Source organism: Nocardioides sp. NPDC023903 (genome assembly GCF_040639295.1).
Lineage (GTDB): Bacteria > Actinomycetota > Actinomycetes > Propionibacteriales > Nocardioidaceae > Nocardioides.
Genome location: NZ_JBEZZS010000053.1, coordinates 1 through 17,000 on the forward strand (window position 1 = coordinate 1; position 17,000 = coordinate 17,000).

Annotated in this window: 14 protein-coding genes; 12 read left to right on the forward strand and 2 right to left on the reverse strand. The window is 68.3% G+C overall.

The window, feature by feature from the left end; all coding sequences use genetic code 11:
• The 3 genes from AB0F44_RS28625 to AB0F44_RS28635 form a co-directional block, all read left to right on the forward strand.
• Window positions 1–201, forward strand: a 201-nt coding sequence (locus AB0F44_RS28625; RefSeq protein ID WP_357360549.1) for a superoxide dismutase [Ni], incomplete at its 5' end; no start/stop codon positions are given.
• 219 nt (window positions 202–420) lie between these two features.
• Window positions 421–2,235, forward strand: coding sequence for a DUF3556 domain-containing protein (locus AB0F44_RS28630; RefSeq protein ID WP_357360551.1), 1,815 nt, complete (start codon window positions 421–423; stop codon window positions 2,233–2,235).
• A complete protein-coding gene (locus tag AB0F44_RS28635) occupies window positions 2,232–3,644 on the forward strand; it encodes an NAD(P)/FAD-dependent oxidoreductase (RefSeq protein WP_357360553.1) in 1,413 nt (470 codons plus the stop codon). Before AB0F44_RS28630 ends, AB0F44_RS28635 begins: the two co-directional genes overlap by 4 nt.
• A gap of 1 nt (window position 3,645) precedes the next feature.
• On the opposite strand, the gene AB0F44_RS28640 is transcribed toward AB0F44_RS28635, so the two are convergent.
• Window positions 3,646–4,908, reverse strand: coding sequence for a helix-turn-helix domain-containing protein (locus tag AB0F44_RS28640; protein ID WP_357360555.1), 1,263 nt, complete (start codon window positions 4,906–4,908; stop codon window positions 3,646–3,648).
• A gap of 120 nt (window positions 4,909–5,028) precedes the next feature.
• On the opposite strand from AB0F44_RS28640, the gene AB0F44_RS28645 reads away from it, so the two are divergent.
• From AB0F44_RS28645 to AB0F44_RS28660, 4 genes are all read left to right on the forward strand, one after another.
• A complete protein-coding gene (locus AB0F44_RS28645; protein WP_357360556.1) occupies window positions 5,029–6,516 on the forward strand; it encodes an AMP-binding protein in 1,488 nt (495 codons plus the stop codon).
• A gap of 29 nt (window positions 6,517–6,545) precedes the next feature.
• The gene (locus AB0F44_RS28650; protein WP_357360558.1) at window positions 6,546–7,349 is read left to right on the forward strand and encodes an SDR family oxidoreductase; all 804 of its coding nucleotides are present in this window, start codon (window positions 6,546–6,548) and stop codon (window positions 7,347–7,349) included.
• Window positions 7,350–7,448: 99 nt separating this feature from the next.
• A complete protein-coding gene (locus AB0F44_RS28655; RefSeq protein ID WP_357360560.1) occupies window positions 7,449–8,852 on the forward strand; it encodes a glycoside hydrolase family 28 protein in 1,404 nt (467 codons plus the stop codon).
• A 95-nt stretch (window positions 8,853–8,947) separates the two neighbouring features.
• The gene (locus tag AB0F44_RS28660) at window positions 8,948–9,928 is read left to right on the forward strand and encodes a bile acid:sodium symporter family protein (RefSeq protein WP_357360562.1); all 981 of its coding nucleotides are present in this window, start codon (window positions 8,948–8,950) and stop codon (window positions 9,926–9,928) included.
• Here the strand turns inward: AB0F44_RS28660 and AB0F44_RS28665 are convergent.
• Window positions 9,885–10,322, reverse strand: a complete 438-nt coding sequence (locus AB0F44_RS28665; protein WP_357360564.1) for a RidA family protein — start codon at window positions 10,320–10,322, stop codon at window positions 9,885–9,887. The two genes, AB0F44_RS28660 and AB0F44_RS28665, sit on opposite strands and share 44 nt — an antisense overlap.
• 87 nt (window positions 10,323–10,409) lie before the next feature.
• On the opposite strand from AB0F44_RS28665, the gene AB0F44_RS28670 reads away from it, so the two are divergent.
• From AB0F44_RS28670 to AB0F44_RS28690, 5 genes are read left to right on the forward strand one after another with little or no spacing between them, the layout of a single operon-like run.
• Complete coding sequence (locus tag AB0F44_RS28670; protein ID WP_357360566.1) at window positions 10,410–10,856, forward strand: cupin domain-containing protein; 447 nt, start codon at window positions 10,410–10,412, stop codon at window positions 10,854–10,856.
• Complete coding sequence (locus AB0F44_RS28675; RefSeq protein ID WP_357360568.1) at window positions 10,853–11,758, forward strand: acyl-CoA thioesterase domain-containing protein; 906 nt, start codon at window positions 10,853–10,855, stop codon at window positions 11,756–11,758. The genes AB0F44_RS28670 and AB0F44_RS28675 overlap by 4 nt, the downstream gene beginning before the upstream one ends.
• Window positions 11,755–13,398 carry an AMP-binding protein gene (locus tag AB0F44_RS28680; protein WP_357360570.1) on the forward strand — a complete coding sequence of 548 codons (1,644 nt, stop codon included), beginning with the start codon at window positions 11,755–11,757 and terminating at the stop codon, window positions 13,396–13,398. Before AB0F44_RS28675 ends, AB0F44_RS28680 begins: the two co-directional genes overlap by 4 nt.
• Entirely contained in the window at window positions 13,395–15,800 is a 2,406-nt protein-coding gene (locus AB0F44_RS28685) for a bifunctional salicylyl-CoA 5-hydroxylase/oxidoreductase (RefSeq protein WP_357360572.1), read from the forward strand. Before AB0F44_RS28680 ends, AB0F44_RS28685 begins: the two co-directional genes overlap by 4 nt.
• Complete coding sequence (locus AB0F44_RS28690) at window positions 15,788–16,642, forward strand: PaaX family transcriptional regulator C-terminal domain-containing protein (RefSeq protein ID WP_357360574.1); 855 nt, start codon at window positions 15,788–15,790, stop codon at window positions 16,640–16,642. Before AB0F44_RS28685 ends, AB0F44_RS28690 begins: the two co-directional genes overlap by 13 nt.
• Window positions 16,643–17,000: the final 358 nt, after the last annotated feature.

Here is a 17,000-nt window from a genome sequence, read left to right on the forward strand (position 1 = left end):
CTCTGGGTGCTGTGGACCGACTACTTCAAGCCCCCGCACTTCGAGGCCTACCCCCAGCTCCACACCCTCGTCAACGAGGCCACCAAGCTGGCCGGCGCCTCCGGCACCAAGGGCACCCTCGACCTCGAGGTCGCCGACAAGCTCCTCGCCAAGATCGACGAGATCGCCGAGATCTTCTGGGCGACCAAGAAGGCCGCGTGAGCAAGCAGGCCTGATCCCCGCACCGAGCTCCGCGGGGAGTCGAGAACTCCCGGACCACGAGTCGTAGGTCCGGGAGTTCTTTCGACGTCTGGGGTGCTTGTCGACGGGCGACGAAGACTGTCCGGATCTTTGGTCGGCGGAGCCGTGCCAGTGGAGGTGGGCGCGTACCTACGGTCGAGGCGGGTCGTCACCAAGCCCGCCCCGACCAAGGAGCAGATCATGCCTTTCCTCACGCCCAACGTCCCGCAGGTCGATCCCGCGGAGTTCCTCACCAGACCGCGTCAGGAGCGGCTGCACTTCCTGGCCGACTTCTGGGCCGAGTACGGCTTCGGCACCCCGAAGATGGTGCACACCATCTACATCGTGAAGCTACTGGTGCTCTACATCACCAGCGGCGTGCTCCTGGCGACGCTGACCTCCGACGTGGGCGGTCCGCTGGCTGTCACTCAGTGGTGGGACGAGCCGATCGTCTACCAGAAGCTCCTCCTATGGACGGTGTTCCTCGAGCTGTTCGGTATCGGCGGCACCTGGGGTCCGCTGGCGGCACACTTCAAGCCGATGACAGGCGGCGTGACGTACTGGGCACGCCCGGGCACGATCCGGCTGCCACCCTGGTCGAAGATCGTGCCTTTCACCAAGGGTGACAACCGCACCGTCTTCGATGTCGTGCTGTACGTCGCGTGCCTCGTGAGCCTGCTGGTCGCAGCCGCATCAAGCGGGGTGCAGATGGACTCGCTGACGGCGGTCCGCCCCGAGATCACCGGCGGCCTCGTGGATCCCACGCTCACGCTGATCCCTGCCGTACTGCTGGTCCTGTGCGGCCTGCGGGACAAGATCCTCTTCCTCGCGGCTCGCGGTGAGCAGTACTGGCCGGCGCTGGTCTTCTTCAGCCTGGCCGGAACGGTCCTGACCTATACCGACGTGATCATTGCCGCCAAGCTCCTCATCGTCATCGTCTGGATCGGCGCCGCGACCTCCAAGCTGAACCCACACTTCGAGAACGTCGTACCTCCGATGGTGTCGAACGCACCGTTCGTCCCGCGCTTCATCAAGAAAATGCACTACCGGGCGCTCCCCCACGACCTCAAGCCGTCGAAGCTCGCCTGGTTCATGGCCCATGTGATGGGTACGACCGCCGAGCTCGTCGTGCCGCTGGTGCTGCTGTTCAGCCCGTACTGGCCGCTGACTCTGCTGGCCGTTGGCTGCATGGTGCTCTTCCACCTGTTCATCACCTCGACGTTCCCGCTGGCCGTGCCGCTGGAGTGGAACCTCCTGTTCGCCTACATCACGGTCTTCCTGTTCGCCGGACACCCGGTCGGCGACGGCTACGGCGTCCTCGACTTCAGCGCCGGCTGGATGCTGCCGGTCCTCGTGGCCGCCCTGATGTTCTTTCCGGTGCTCGGCAACCTGCGGCCCGACCTGGTCTCCTTCCTGCCCTCGATGCGGCAGTACGCCGGCAACTGGGCCTCGGCCACCTGGGCGTTCGCTCCGGGTGCGGAGGAGAAGCTCAACCAGCTCAAGAAGCCGGCGAAGAACCAGATCGACCAGTTGGTCGAGGGGATGGGCTACGACCCGGATGCGGCCGAGATGACCATGCAGATGACGATGGCGTGGCGGTCGATGCACAGCCAGGGCCGCGGCCTCTTCTCGGTGCTGCAGAACTATCTCGGCGAGGACTACGAGACGTACAACCTGCGTGAGGCGGAGTTCTGCTGCAACGTCGTGATCGGCTGGAACTTCGGCGACGGCCACCTCCATGACGACCAGCTCATCGAGGCGATCCAGAGGCGGATCGGTTTCGAGCCGGGCGAGTTCGTGGTTGTCTGGGTCGAGTCGCAGCCGATCCACAAGAAGACCCAGGAGTACTACGTGATGGACGCTGCTCTGGGAGTGGTCGAGCGGGGCACCTGGAATGTCGCCGACGCGGTCGCCGAACAGCCCTGGCTGCCCAACGGCCCGATCCCTCTCAACGTCACCTCGCGGAGCTTCACCCAGCCCCCTCGCCTGCAGTCCGGTCGGGAGGTGGCGTCGTGACCACCGCGGTGGTGGTCGGCAGCGGACCCAACGGTCTCGCGGCCGCCGTCGAGCTCGCGGCTGCGGGCGTGGACGTCACTGTGCTCGAAGGCCATGAAGAGATCGGCGGCGGCACCCGGAGCAGTGAGGGAATCCTGCCCGGTCTGTTGCACGACCACTGCGCTGCCTTCCACCCGATGGGCCCGACGTCCGCCTTCGGACGGCAGCACGATCTGGAGCGGTACGGCCTACGCTGGCGGACCGCCGAGATCGACTGTGCGCACCCGCTCGACGATGGTTCGGTCGGCGTGCTGCGCCGGTCGGTGGCCGAGACCGCGGCGGGTCTCGGCCTCGATGGCAAGGCCTGGAGCCGGCTGTTCGAGCGGAACGCCGAGCACTTCGACCGGCTGGCCGAGGACATCATGCAGCCGCTGGCGCGGGTGCCCCGGCACCCGCTGGGCATGGCCCGTTTCGGACTGCCCACGACACTGCCGGCCACGGTGCTGGCCAAGGTCTTCCGCACCGAGCAGGGCCGGGCGCTGTTCGGCGGGGTCGCCGCGCACGCTTTCCAGCCGCTCGACCGGCCCCTCAGCTCGGCGATCGGGGTCGGGATCATCACGGCCGGCCACCACAACGGCTGGGTAGTCGCCGAGGGCGGATCCCGGGCGATCACCGACGCGATGGCGGCACTCCTGACCGACCTCGGCGGCAAGATCGAGACGGGCGTACGCATCGAGACGGCCAGCCAGCTGCCGCACACCGACATCACGATGTTCGACCTCACCCCCGAGTCGATCGCACGGATCCTCGGGGACCACCTGCCTCCGCGGGTCGCACGTGCCTTCAGCCGGTTCCGCCGCAGCCCCGGGACCTTCAAGGTCGACTTCGCCGTCGAGGGCGGCGTCCCCTGGACCAGCGTGGAGGCCCGGCGTGCGGGCAGCCTGCATCTGAGCGGCACCTTCGCCGAGACGGTCGCGGCCGAGAAGCAGATCGCGGCCGGACAGATGCCGGAGCGACCTTTCGTGCTGGTCGGGCAGCAGTATCTCGCCGACCCGCAGCGCTCGGTGGGTGACGTACACCCCGTCTACAGCTACGCGCACGTGCCGTATGGCTATACCGGCGACGCCACCGACGCGATCATGGGCCAGTTCGAGCGGTTCGCCCCCGGCTTCCGCGAGCGGGTGGTCGGCGTGGCGGTCCGTTCGACGACCGAGATGGCCGTCTACAACCCCAACTTCGTCGGCGGCGACATCATCACCGGGGCGAAGGACATCCGCCAGCTCGTCTTCGGGCCACGCCTCACCACCTCCCCCTACAGCCTCGGGAAGCCCGGCCTGTACCAGTGTTCGGCGGCCACGCCTCCGGGGCCGGGCGCTCACGGGATGTGCGGCTACAACGCCGCCCGGAAGGCGCTCGCGGAGCTGCGGTGAACTAGTCCCGCGACAGGACGGCCTGCCCCAGCCAGTGGCAGGCCGTCAGCGCGAGCTCGAGTGCCTGACGGTCGTCGCCGATCGGACGGCCGAGGATCTTCTCGGCACTCGTCACCCGATACTTCACCGAGTTCTTGTGCATGACCATCGCTTCGGCCGTCGCGGTGTAGCTGCTGTCGTGCCGGAAGAAGAGCAGCAGCGTCTCCCGCAGGCGAACGTGCTGCTCGTCATCGCGGGCGAGGTCGCCCAGCGTCTCCTGAACCCACCACCGGGTCTGCTCCACGTCCTGCGCAAGGAGCGCGGCCACGTTGAGACCGGGCTCGTTGAACGCGGTCACCGGGTGGCTCGGGTCCTCCCGGATCATGGCGACGCGCTGAGCCTGGACAGCCTCGAGATGGGTCTGCCGAAAGCCTGCGAGCCCGGCATGCGGCCGACCGAACGCAATCATCGGCAACGGCGGACCGGCCGCATGATCCAGCAGCGGCCGTATGACGACCGGGTCCGGGCTGAATCCGTCCGGAACCGGGATCCAAGCCCATGCGCTCGCCCGATCGCGCGAGACGACCAAGGGACTGCCCGAGCCGAACTCCTCAGCCACCGCCGACACGGCCCGGTTGAACCGGGTCAGCTGGTCCTGCTGCGCGCCGGTCTCGTGCACCCACAGGACCACACCCAGATGTCGGACTCGCAGCCGATGACCGATGATCGACTCGGAAGCGTCGACGTCGTCGGTCGCGCCGCTGATCAGGTCCTGGATCCGGCCGAACCTGGCGGTGTTGCGCTCGGTCAGCCAGCGCTCGTGCTCGGTCTCGTACACCGTGACCACACGCTGAGAGATCCAGTCGATGTAGTCGAAGGTGACCGTGACGATCCGTTGATACACCCTGGCCTGCACCTCGGGCGCGGAATGCTGACGCACGCACTCGGCGTACGCCTCCTTCAACAGATGCTGTTGACCCAAGCGGTACGCGCGCACCAGGGCGTTGACCGGGACGCCACGTTGAGCGAGGCGCCGGGCGTACTCGAACGCTGCGGACGGCGGCTCGATTTTCTCGACCGGGATCCAGTGTCGGAGCGAGTGCAGGATGTTCTCGACGTTGCCGGCCACGCTCGACTCCAGCAGGTCGATGATCGCCGCGTCGCCCTGGAGCTCGACGATCCTGCTGGCAAGCACGTCACGGATCAGGCACGTGAGCTCCCCTAGGCGGTCGTTCAACGCCGACGCGACCGTCGCCACCTGCCCGCGCAGCTCCTCGTCCTCCATATCCGTAGTCTCGCAGCACGATGTGACGCCACTCACTGTTCCCGGGGGACGAACGAGCCGTGAAGGTCTGGCGCCGTGCACCAGTGCCGCACCCCGAGTGGCGGATCTAGCGTCCCGGACATGAGCGTTTCGACCCTTCCCAGCGAGCTGACGCAAATCCCCTTTCTCCGCGCGGCGAGCGATCCCGACGGGCCCTGCATCCAAGACGGCGACCGTGTCCTCGACAACGCCACTTTCGCCCAGGCGGTGAGGCGCCTCGCGGATCGGTTCGCGTCGCTCGGGGTGTCCTCCGGCGACACGGTCGCGGTCCTGCTCCACAACCGGGTCGAGATCGTCACCACCATGTTCGCGGCGTGGCTCCGAGGCGCCGCGATGTCACCGGTGAACCCCGCGCTGACCGACGAGGAGATCCACTACCAGGTGCAGGACTCCACGTCGGCGGTGATCGTGGGCGACGAGCACGCCGGCGACGTGGCCGAGGCGGTCGGCGTCGCGTGGGTGGACGTGCAGACGATCCATGAGCCGACGCAGACTCCCGTATCCATACGAGAACCTGCATCAGTTGCCTCGGATTTCGCCCTGGTGATCTACACCAGTGGCACCACCGGCAAGCCGAAGGGCGTGCTGCTCGATCACGCCAATCTGGCGGCCATGAGCACCTCGATCATCGCGCACTTCTCCCTCACCGGCGCCGACACCAGCCTCCTCGTGCTACCTCTCTTCCACGTCAACGGACTGGTGGCCAGCGTGCTCTCCGTCCTCCGCGCCGGCGGCAACGTCGTGGTGGGACCACGGTTCTCGCCGGACACATTCTGGGACGTGGTCGAGACCCACCGACCGACGTACTTCTCTGCCGTACCGACGATCTACGCCATCCTCGACGCTCGCACCCACCGTACGGTCGACACCTCGTCGCTGCGGTTCGTGATCTGTGGCGCAGCACCCATGCCGGGGGACCTCATCACCCGTTTCGAGGAGCGCTTCCAGGTCCCCGTCATCGAGGGATACGGGCTCTCCGAGGGCACCGTGGTGTCCACCATCAACCCTGTCGACGGCCCCCGCAAGCCCGGCACCGTCGGCGTCGCGCTCCCGGGCCAAGAGGTCGCGATCGTTTCGGTCGACGGGGAGCCCCAGCCCCGCGGCCAGCGCGGCGAGGTGGTCATCCGCGGCGCCAACGTGATGCGCGGCTATCTCGGCCGACCCGAGGAGACCGCGAAGGTCGTCCGCGACGGCTGGCTGCACACCGGCGATGTGGGAATCATCGACGAGGACGGCTTCCTGCGCATCGTCGACCGACTCAAGGACATGATCATCCGAGGCGGCGAGAACATCTACCCCAAGGAGATCGAGGAGTGCCTCTACGGTCATCCGGCCGTCCTCGAGGCCGCCGTGGTCGGCAAGCCCGACGACGTCTTCGGTGAGGTCCCCGTCGCGTTCGTCGCGACCAAGCCCGGCCTCGCCGTCGCCTCGGCCGACCTGCTCGCACACTGCTCCGCCGCCCTGGCCCGCTACAAGGTGCCCACCCAGATCCACGTCCGCACCGAGCTGCCGAAGAACTCCGTCGGCAAGCTCGTCAAGGGTCTCCTCCGCGATCAGACGGCGCAGTGACCGAACCGCTCCCCCGGAAGGAAACAACAATGGGTGACCTCAACGGACGGACGATGGTGATGTCCGGCGGAAGCCGTGGAATCGGGCTCGAGACCGCGCTGGCCTTCGCCCGGAGGGGCGGCAACGTGGCCCTCCTGGCGAAGACCGACCAGCCCCATCCGCAGCTTCCCGGCACGATCCACACCGCCGTCGATGCGACCCGCGAAGCCGGCGGCAACGCGATCGGGGTGCTCGGTGACGTACGTTCCGAGGAGGACGTGGCCCGGCTGGTCAAGACCGCTGTCACGGAGTTCGGCGGCATCGACATCGTCGTCAACAACGCCAGCGCGATCCACACCGCGGGCACTCTCGACACGCCGACGAAGAAGTTCGCCCTCATGCACGAGGTGAACATCCGAGGCACCTGGCTGCTGACCAGCGCCGCCCTCCCCCGGCTGCGCGAGTCGCGCGGGTCGATCATGACCCTTTCGCCGCCCCTGAACCTCGCGCCGCACTGGCTCGGCATCCACCCCGCCTACACGACGTCGAAGTACGGCATGACCCTGCTGACCCTCGGTTGGGCCGCTGAGTTCGCTGCCGACGGGATCTCGTCCTACTGCCTCTGGCCCGAGACGCTCATCGACACCGCAGCGGTCCGCAACGTCGTCGGTGGCGCGGACCAGGCCCGATCACCTCAGATCATGGCCGACGCGGCCATGGCCGTCCTCGACCTGCTGCCCGAGCACAAGAACGGCCGTGCGTTCATCGATGCCGACGTCCTCCGCGCATCCCGCCTCACCGACCTGAGCCAGTACGGCGGCGACGCACCCGCCAAGGACATCGTCGTCGACTGACGAACCTAGACGTATGACAAGTACGTCACTAGTGTGACAAGTGTCACCGTCCCCCTCGCGGCGGCCCTGGGCCGCCGTCGGAGCTCTCGAGGAGCATCCATGCGTCACATCCGAAAGCGCGCGACACCACTCCTGCTCGTCCTCGGTCTGGTCGGCTCGCTGACCGCGACCACACCCGCCCTCGCAGACCAGAAGACAGCCCAGGCCGTACGCGGCCCGGATGCTGCCGCGATCGCGCGGATCGTCGACCGCATCGAGGAGCCCTCGATCCCCGATCGCGACTACGAGATCACCGACTTCGGTGCCGTCGGAGACGGCACGACCGACGCCCTGCCGGCGATCAAGGCCGCGATCGAGAAGGCGTCGGCCGACGGCGGCGGCCGCGTCGTACTCCCTGAGGGCACCTGGCTCTCCGAGGGTCCGGTGCATCTGGCGAGCAACATCGATCTCCATGTCTCCGACGGAGCGACGCTGCTGTTCGGGACCGACACGGACGACTACCTGCCCGTGGTGCGTACGCGCTGGGAGGGCACCGAGCTCAACGGCTACTCGCCGCTGATCTACGCCAACAACGTGCACGACGTCGCCATCACCGGGTCGGGCACGATCGACGGCAACGAGGACTCGGAGTTCCACGCCTGGAAGGCCGACGAGAAGCCCGACCAGCTGCGGCTGCGCCAGATGGGCTTTGACGGCGTACCCGTCGAGGAGCGCGTCTTCGGGAAGGGTACGTTCCTGCGGCCCAGCGCCATCCAGTTCTTCCACGCCGAGCGGGTGCTGCTGGAGGACTACAAGGTCACCAACTCGCCGTTCTGGATCAACCACCTCGTCTACACCGACCAGGCGACCGTGCGAGGACTCGACGTCGACAGCCACCGGGCCAACAACGACGGCATCGACGTCGACTCCAGCACCAACGTCCTGATCGAGGAGAACCGCTTTCGGACCGGCGACGACTCCGTGGTCGTGAAGTCGGGACGTGACCTCGACGGACGTACCATCGCCCGCCCCAGCGAGAACGTCGTGATCCGCCGCAACGACATGGGCGGCGAGGACGGCATCGCGCTGGGCAGCGAGATGTCCGGTGGCATCAAGGGCGTCTACTTCACCGACAACGTGCTGCGCGACGGCGCCTCGGCGATCCGGTTCAAGGGCAACCTCGACCGCGGCGGCACGGTCGAGAACATCCGGGTGAGCAACATGGAGATCGGCAACTTCGAGACCTTCATCTGGTTCCAGCTCGACTACCCCGGCGAGCTCGGCGGCAACTACCCGCCGGTCTACCGCGACATCGTCTTCTCCGACATCACCGTCGCCTCCGCCAAGACCGGGCTCGACATCCACGGTCCGGCCGACGCACCGCTGAGCGACGTCACCCTGCGTGATGTCACGGTCGAGAAGGTCGAGACGCCGATGGTCCTGGAGAACGTCGAGGACCTGCGCTTCGACAACGTCCGGTTCGGCGACCAGTACGTCGACGGCGAGCTCGACTGGCTCTCCTGAACCGGTCCCCACCCCGCCCGCCGCGCGCCTTTTGCGAGGATCTCGCGGCGGGCGGGTCATCAGGTCGACGTACGCATCGTCTCGGAAGGAAGAGCATGAACACAGTCCGACAGGTCAGCGCATTCGTGGGGCGTTGGTTCGCCCTGATCGTCCTGATCGCCGGCGCCATCGCACTGGCCACCCCCAGCACCTTCGACGGGTGGGCGGCCCAGGTGCCGCTGCTGCTCCAGATCATCATGCTCGGGATGGGCATGACCCTCAGGCCCGTCGACTTCGCGATCATCGGCCGCCGACCGTGGGCTCTGCTGCTGGGTGTCGCCACCCAGTTCACCGTGATGCCGTTGCTCGGCTGGGGCATCGCGAACGCGCTCAGCCTCTCCGCCGTGCTCACCGCGGGCATGATCCTCGTCGGCTGCGCGCCCGGCGGCACCGCCTCCAACGTCATGGTGTTCCTGGCCCGCGGCGACACCGCACTGTCGGTGGCGATGACCTCCGTCTCGACACTGCTCGCGCCCCTACTGACGCCCCTTCTCGTCCTCTTCCTGATCGGCGAGGACCTGCCCGTCTCCGCGAGCGACCTGTTCGTCTCGATCGTGGAGATCGTGCTCGTACCGGTCCTGCTCGGACTGGTGCTCCGGCTGCTGCTGCCGCGTCTCATCGAGAAGGTCATCGATGTGCTTCCGCTGATCTCGGTCGCCGGCATCACCGGAGTCGTGATCGCCGTCGTGGCCGGAAGCGCCGACACCCTGCTCTCGGTCGGCCTCCTGGTCGTGCTCGCCGTGGTCCTGCACAACGTCGCCGGCCTGGCCCTGGGGTACGCAGTCGGACGACTCTGCGGCATGCCGATCTCGAGCCGGCGCGCCATCAGCATCGAGGTGGGCATGCAGAACTCGGGGCTCGCCGCCGCGCTCGCCACCGTCCACTTCTCACCGGCCGCGGCACTGCCTGCCGCGATCTTCTCGGTGTGGCACAACGTGTCCGGCTCGATCCTCGCGAGCTACTGGTCGCGGCGTCCCATCGAAGGCGACGAGGTCACTCCGCAGAAGGTGGACGCACCAGCCGATCGTCAGGGATGACGGCGACGCCGAGGATCTCGATCATCGCCTCCGGCTGCCACAGCTCGGTGGTGCCGATCCCCGCCATCGCCGGGTAGACCGGTCCGGCCAGCTCGCGCCAGACCGCCCCGATCTCCTTGCCGTGCGCCTGGTAGTCGGGGATGTCGGTCAGGTAGATCGTGATCGACACCAGATCCTCGGCGACGCCGCCCGCCTCCCGCAGCGTGGTCAGTACGTTGCCGAGGGCCTGCCGGAACTGCTCGACGATGCCTCCGGGGACGATCTGCATGTTCGCGTCCAGCGCGGTCTGGCCGCCGAGATGGAGCGTGTTGCCGCTGAGCGTGCCGTGCGAGTAGCCGCGCGGCGCGGGCAGCGCCGCGGGGTTCACCGGTACGGGCGTGAGGTCCGTGTTCATGATTCGACGGTAGGGCATCTATTGACATGCCTACAACGTTCGTGCAGAAAATGAAACACATCCTGAAACGAACGGACAGGACCTCACATGGACCCCACCTCCGACACCTCCGGTCTCGTCGTCCCGGTCGTAACCCGCGCCGGCTTCGAGCCCGACCTGACCGGGCAGAGCGAGGGCGCGACCCGGATCAGCGGCGTCAGCATCCAACACACGCCCGCGACCAAGCTCTGGTTCGGCAAGGTGCACAACCTCGCCGGCTTCCGCTCCGTCCCCCACCACCACGGCGAGGCCGAGACCGGCGGCTACGTGCTGTCGGGCCGGGCCCGGATCTACTTCGGCGAGAAGTTCGAGGACTACCTCGACATGGCCGAGGGCGACTGGGTCTTCGTGCCCCCGTTCATGCCGCACGTCGAGTGCAACCTCGACCGCAACGACCCGCTGACCTGGATGACCACCCGCACCCCGGACAACATCGTGGTCAACCTCCCCCAGGTCGACGACGCCGACCTACGCGACTGGGCGGACCGGCCATGACCGCCGGCTCCCAGACGTTCACGGACGCCGTCACCCTCAAGGAGTGCGAGCCGGAGGTCTTCGACCTCGCCTTCACCGCCACCACCCAGCCGTGCCCGTGGCCGAAGGCGTACGGCGGCGACATGGTGGCCCAGGCGCTCGTCGCCGCGTCCCGCTCGGTGACCGACGGGAAGGCGATGCACTCGATGCACTCCTACTTCATGCGCCCCGTCGACATCGGGGCCGAGGTCCGCTACGAGGTCGAGGTGCTGCGCGACGGCCGCGGCTACAGCACCCGTCAGGTCCGCGGATTCCAGAACGGCAAGCCCGTGTACGTGTGCATGGCGAGCTTCGCCGCCGGTGAGTCGAGCGGCAGCTTCCAGGCCACGATGCCGGCCGGCATCCCCGGTCCCGAGACGTTGCCGACCTCCGCGGCCTACCTCGCGGACCGCACCGGCGGCACCATGACCGAGACCTCCAAGGCGTACTGGTCCGGCGGGCGCAGCTTCGACATGCGACACGTGCCGGGGCCGGTCTACCTGACCGTCGAGGGTGACCGGACGCCGCATCAGGCCATCTGGGTCAAGCCGTACGACACCCTCCGCCCGGTCGAAGGACTGACCGACCGGCAGCGCGACGCCGCGGCCCTCGCCTACGTCTGCGACTACACGATCCTGGAGCCCGCTCTGCGGGTGCTCGGCCTGGCGTGGGCCGACGAGGGTCTCGTCACCGCCAGCCTCGACCACGCGATGTGGTTCCACCGGCCGGTCGCGATGGACGACTGGCTGCTCTACGCGCAGGAGGCCGTGTCCGTCGAGGACGGCCGCGGCACCGGCCTCGGCCGCTTCTTCACCACCGACGGCGTGCTGGTCGCGACCGTCGTCCAAGAAGGCATGATCCGAGCCGCCGGGGCCTCGTCATGAGCACGTCGAGCACGTCCGGCTACGCCGACACGTTCGCCCGCGACCACCTGCCACCGGCGGAGCAGTGGCCGACGCTCGAGTTCACCACGCCGCTCCTGGACTACCCAGAGCGCCTCAACGCCGCGACCGACCTGATCGACGCGACCGTCGCGGCGCACGGCCCGGACCGCCCCGCCCTCCGCACCCCCGACGGCACGGTGTGGACGTACGGCGAGCTGCTCACGCGCGCGAACCAGATCGCTCACGTGCTGGTCGACGACCTCGGTCTCGTCAGCGGCAACCGGGTGCTGCTGCGCTCACCGAACAACCCTTGGACGGTCGCGGCCTGGCTCGGCGTACTCAAGGCCGGGGGCATCGTGGTGACGACCATGGCCGCGCTCCGGGCGACCGAGCTCGGGCCGATCGTCGCGAAGACCCGGCCCGCGGTCGCGCTCGTCGACCACCGGTTCGTCGAGGACGTCCACGCAGTCCGGGACGCTGTGGCCCCGGACCTCACCGTGGTCGCCTACGGCGGCGACGCCGAGGACGACCTGGCCCGCCGGATCCTCGCCAAGCCCAGCGACTTCGCCGCGGTCGACACCGCGGCCGACGACGTCGCGCTGTTCGGGCCGACTTCGGGGACGACCGGAGTCCCGAAGATCACCACCCACTTCCACCGCGACATCCTCTCGATCGACAACACCTTCGGCCGGGCCACCCTGCGGCTGGAGCCCAGCGACGTCGTAGCGTGCACGGCACCGTTCGCGTTCACCTTCGGGCTCGGCATGCTGGTCGTCTTCACGCTGCGGGCCGGAGCCTGTGCCCTGCTCACCGAGAAGGCGACGCCGGTGGAGCTCGCCGACCTGATCGCGGAGCACGGCGTCACCGCGCTCGCGACCGCGCCGACGGCGTACAAGCAGATCCTCAAGTCCGGCGTGATCGAGCAGCTCAAGGGACTGCGCGTCGCCGTCACCGCGGGCGAGCACATGCCTCGGGCGACCTGGGACGAGCTCGAGCGCGAGCTGGAGCTGCGGGTCATCGATGGCATCGGCGCGACCGAGATGCTGCACATCTTCATCTCCGCGGCCGGTGATGAGATCCGGCCCGGAGCGACCGGCAAGCCCGTGCCTGGCTACCGCGCCGCCATCCTGGACGCCGAGGGCAACGAGGTCGGACCGGGCATCGAGGGGCGGCTCGCGGTGATCGGCCCGGTCGGCTGCCGCTACCTCGATGACGAGCGCCAGCGCGGCTACATCGTTAACGGCTGGAACGTCACCGGTGACACCTTCGTCCGCGACGAGGACGGCTACTACTGGTACCGCTCGCGCACCGACAACATGATCGTGTCCTCGGGCTACAACATCGCCGGACCCGAGGTCGAGGAGGCGCTGGGCACCCACCCGGATGTCGTCGAGGCAGGCGTGGTCGGCGGACCCGATCCTGACCGAGGTGCCATCGTCTGCGCGTTCGTCGTGCTCCGCGAGGGCGTCGACGGCGACGCCGCGAAAGCCTCGGAGATCCAGCAGTACGTCAAGGGCCGGCTGGCGCCGTACAAGTACCCGCGCGACGTCCGCTTCGTCGCCTCCCTGCCTCGCAACACCAGCGGCAAGCTCCAGCACTTCAAGCTGCGCCAGATCGTCGAGTCGGAGAGCGGGACATGAGGATCGCGATCGTCGGAGGTGGACCCGGCGGGCTCTACTTCGCCACGCTGATGAAGACCCTCGACCCGAGCCACGAGATCACCGTCTGGGAGCGCAACGCCCCCGACGACACGTTCGGCTTCGGCGTCGTCTTCTCCGACGAGACCCTCGGCAGCATCGAGGGCGCCGACCAGGTCGTGCACGACCGGATGGAGGAGCTGTTCGCGCGCTGGACCGACATCGATGTGGCGATGACCGACCGGAAGGGTCAGCGCCACGCGTTCACCGTCGGCGGGCAGGGCTTCGCCGCGATGTCACGCAAGGACCTGCTGCAGATCCTGCAGAAACGCGTCGCCGAGCTGGGCGTGACCGTCCACTTCCGAACCGCGGCTCCCGACCCCGACGAGCTGCGCGCTTCGTACGACCTGGTGCTGGCCGCGGACGGCGTCAACTCAGCCGTCCGGACCAAGTACGCCGACCGGTTCGGCCCCAGCCTTGACCGCCGCCGGAACAAGTACATCTGGTTCGGCACCGACCTGGTCTTCGAGGCGTTCCAGTTCTTCGTCAAGCAGACGGAGTGGGGCACGATGCAGATCCACGGCTACCCCTTCTCCGACCGTGGCTCGACGTTCATCGTGGAGATGCACGAGGACGTGTGGCGCCGCGCCGGCCTGGACAGCACCGAGCACGAGGTCCTCGCCCCCGGCGCCTCCGACGAGCACGCCGTCGCCCGGATCGCCGAGATCTTCGCCGACGAGCTCCGCGGGCACGCGATCCTGACCAACAACTCCAGATGGATCAGCTTCCAGACCGTCCGCAACGAGCGCTGGTACGACGGCAACGTCGTGCTCCTCGGCGATGCCGCCCACACCGCTCACTTCTCGATCGGCTCGGGCACCAAGCTGGCGATGGAGGACGCCCTCGCCCTCGCCGCCTGCCTCCACGAGCACACCTCCCTCGATGAGGCGCTCGCGGCGTACCAGAGCGAGCGGAAGCCGGTGGTGGAGTCGACCCAGCGGGCGGCCCAGGCGTCCTTGGAGTGGTTCGAGAACATCGAGATGTACGCCGACCAGGACCCCGCGCAGTTCGTCTTCAACCTGCTGACCCGCTCGCGCCGGATCACCTTCGAGAACCTCAGGGAACGCGACGCCGACTTCGCGCGCCTGATGGAGGCGGAGTTCGCTCGCCACCAAGGCGCCCGGGAGGTGGCGCCGGCGATGTTCCAGCCTGTACGGATCGGCGAGCTGGAGCTGAAGAACCGGGTCATGCTCTCGCCGATGGACATGTACTCCGCGACCGACGGCGTCCCGGACGAGTTCCACCTGGTCCACCTCGGCTCCAAGGCGCTCGGCGGCGCCGGGCTGGTGATGACCGAGATGACCTGTGTCTCCCCCGAGGCCCGGATCACGCTCGGTTGTCCGGGCATCTGGACCGACGAGCAGCGTGACCACTGGCGCCGGGTGACCGACTTCGCGCACGGCCACTCCACCGCCAAGATCGGCATGCAGCTGGGCCACTCCGGCCGCAAGGGCTCGACGAAGCTCATGTGGGACGGCATGGACGAGCCGCTCGACGACGGCAACTGGGAGGTCATCGGCCCGTCCCCGCTCCCCTACGGCGAGGGCTGCCACGTCCCGCGCGAGGCGAACCGCGCTGACCTGGACAAGGTGGTCGCGGACTTCGTGGCGGCGGCGCGGCGCGCGGTCGAGGCCGGCTTCGACCTGATCGAGGTCCACGCCGCCCACGGCTACCTGCTCAGCTCCTTCCTCTCCCCCATCGCCAACCGTCGTGACGACGAGTACGGCGGGCCGCTGGCCAACCGGCTCCGCTTCACCCTGGAGGTCTTCGACGCGGTCCGTTCCACGGTGCCGGCTCCGATCCCGGTGACCGTACGGATCTCGGCAACCGACTGGATGCCCGACGGCAACACCGATGACGACGCGGTCGAGATCGCCCGGGCGTTCGTCGAGCACGGCGCGGCCGCGATCGACGTCTCCTCCGGCCAGGTGAGCAAGGATGAGAAGCCCGCCTTCGGGCGCTCCTACCAGACCCCGTTCGCCGACAAGATCCGACACCTCGTCGCCGAGCCGGCCGGGGCGAAGGTGATCGCGGTAGGCGCCATCTCCTCGTACGACGACGTCAACTCGATCCTGCTCGCGGGCCGTGCCGACATTTGCGCGCTCGGCCGCACCCACCTGTTCGATCCGAGCTGGACGCTGCACGCCGCTGCCGAGCAGGGCTACGACGGTGAGGCGGCCGGCTGGCCGGTCCAGTGGGCAGCAGGGCGGCGCAAGCCACCGACATCGCGCAGCGACAAGATCCCCCCTCGACTGCAGCTACTCAGGACCGGCGAGACCGACCAGGTCCACCTGCGGTGGGCACCCGGGAAGCCGACGGAGGATCCGGCAGAATGCCGCAGGTGACGAAGGCGGAGGCTGCCCCGACAGCACAGCAGAACCGGCGATCGCGCACCACCGTGGTGACGTTCCTCGGCGCCGTCGTGCGACCGCTCGGCGACTGGATGCCGATCGCCGGCGCGATCGATCTGCTCGCCCAGGTCGGGCTCGACGCGCCGAGCGTGCGCACCGCCGTACACCGCCTCAAGCGGAACGGCTGGCTCGACTCGGAGACCCGCGACGGCACCCGCGGCTACGGGCTCACCGCGACCGCCCTCACCACCCTCGCCGCCGGCGACGAGGTGATCTGGCACGCGCGCAAGCCCGCGGACCTGGCCGACGGCTGGTGCATCGTGCACTTCGGCGTACCCGAGTCGATGCGCGCCAAACGACACCAGCTGCGTGCCCACCTCTCCCACCTGGGCTTCGGCAACGTCGGCACCGCGCTGTGGATCGCACCCGCGCGGATGCGCGACGCGGCCGAACGAGCGGTGACCGAGCTCGGGCTCGAGTCCTATGCCGCGATCTTCGTCGGCGGCTACCACGGCACCCAGGACCTCACCGAGCTGCTCTACAGCAGCTGGGACCTCGAGGCGATCGACCAGAGCTACCGCGACTTCATCACGGCCCACAGCGCTCTCGCCGCCCGGCTGGAGGACGCCACCCCCTCGGGCCAGGACGCCTTCGCGACCTACCTCGGCGTCGTCGGCCAGTGGCGCAAGCTCCCCTTCCGCGACCCGGGCCTGCCCCACGACGTCCTCGCCCCGAACTGGAGCGCGCCCACCGCGGTCGCTCTGTTCGAGAAGCTGGTGGCGGACCTGGAGAAGCCCGCACTCGCGCACGCGAGCGCTCACTGGCCATCAGGCTGAATGCCCCGGGTGGTCAGGGGCTGGGAATGTGGAAGGTCAAGGGCGCCGTTTGGCCGCTCGTACCCGGGGCAGGAGCACGAACAGGTTCCAGCCGGCGACAGTCACCACGACCAGGACCGCGGAGAGCTTGGATCTCGCCGACGAGCACTTCGATCGCACGCCCCGAACGACTCTGAAGACGTACGCCTAAAGGTTACCCATTTCCACCTTGCCGACGGTGTCAGAGGCTCCTCCACCACCCGAGGCGCATTGAAAAAGTGTTCCTTCGATAAGTCGATACCCCAGCCCGTATGGGCATTATCACTTCACGCCAACGACGGAAAAGGCTGAACGACAACCAGGCGTTACGGGGGTGTTG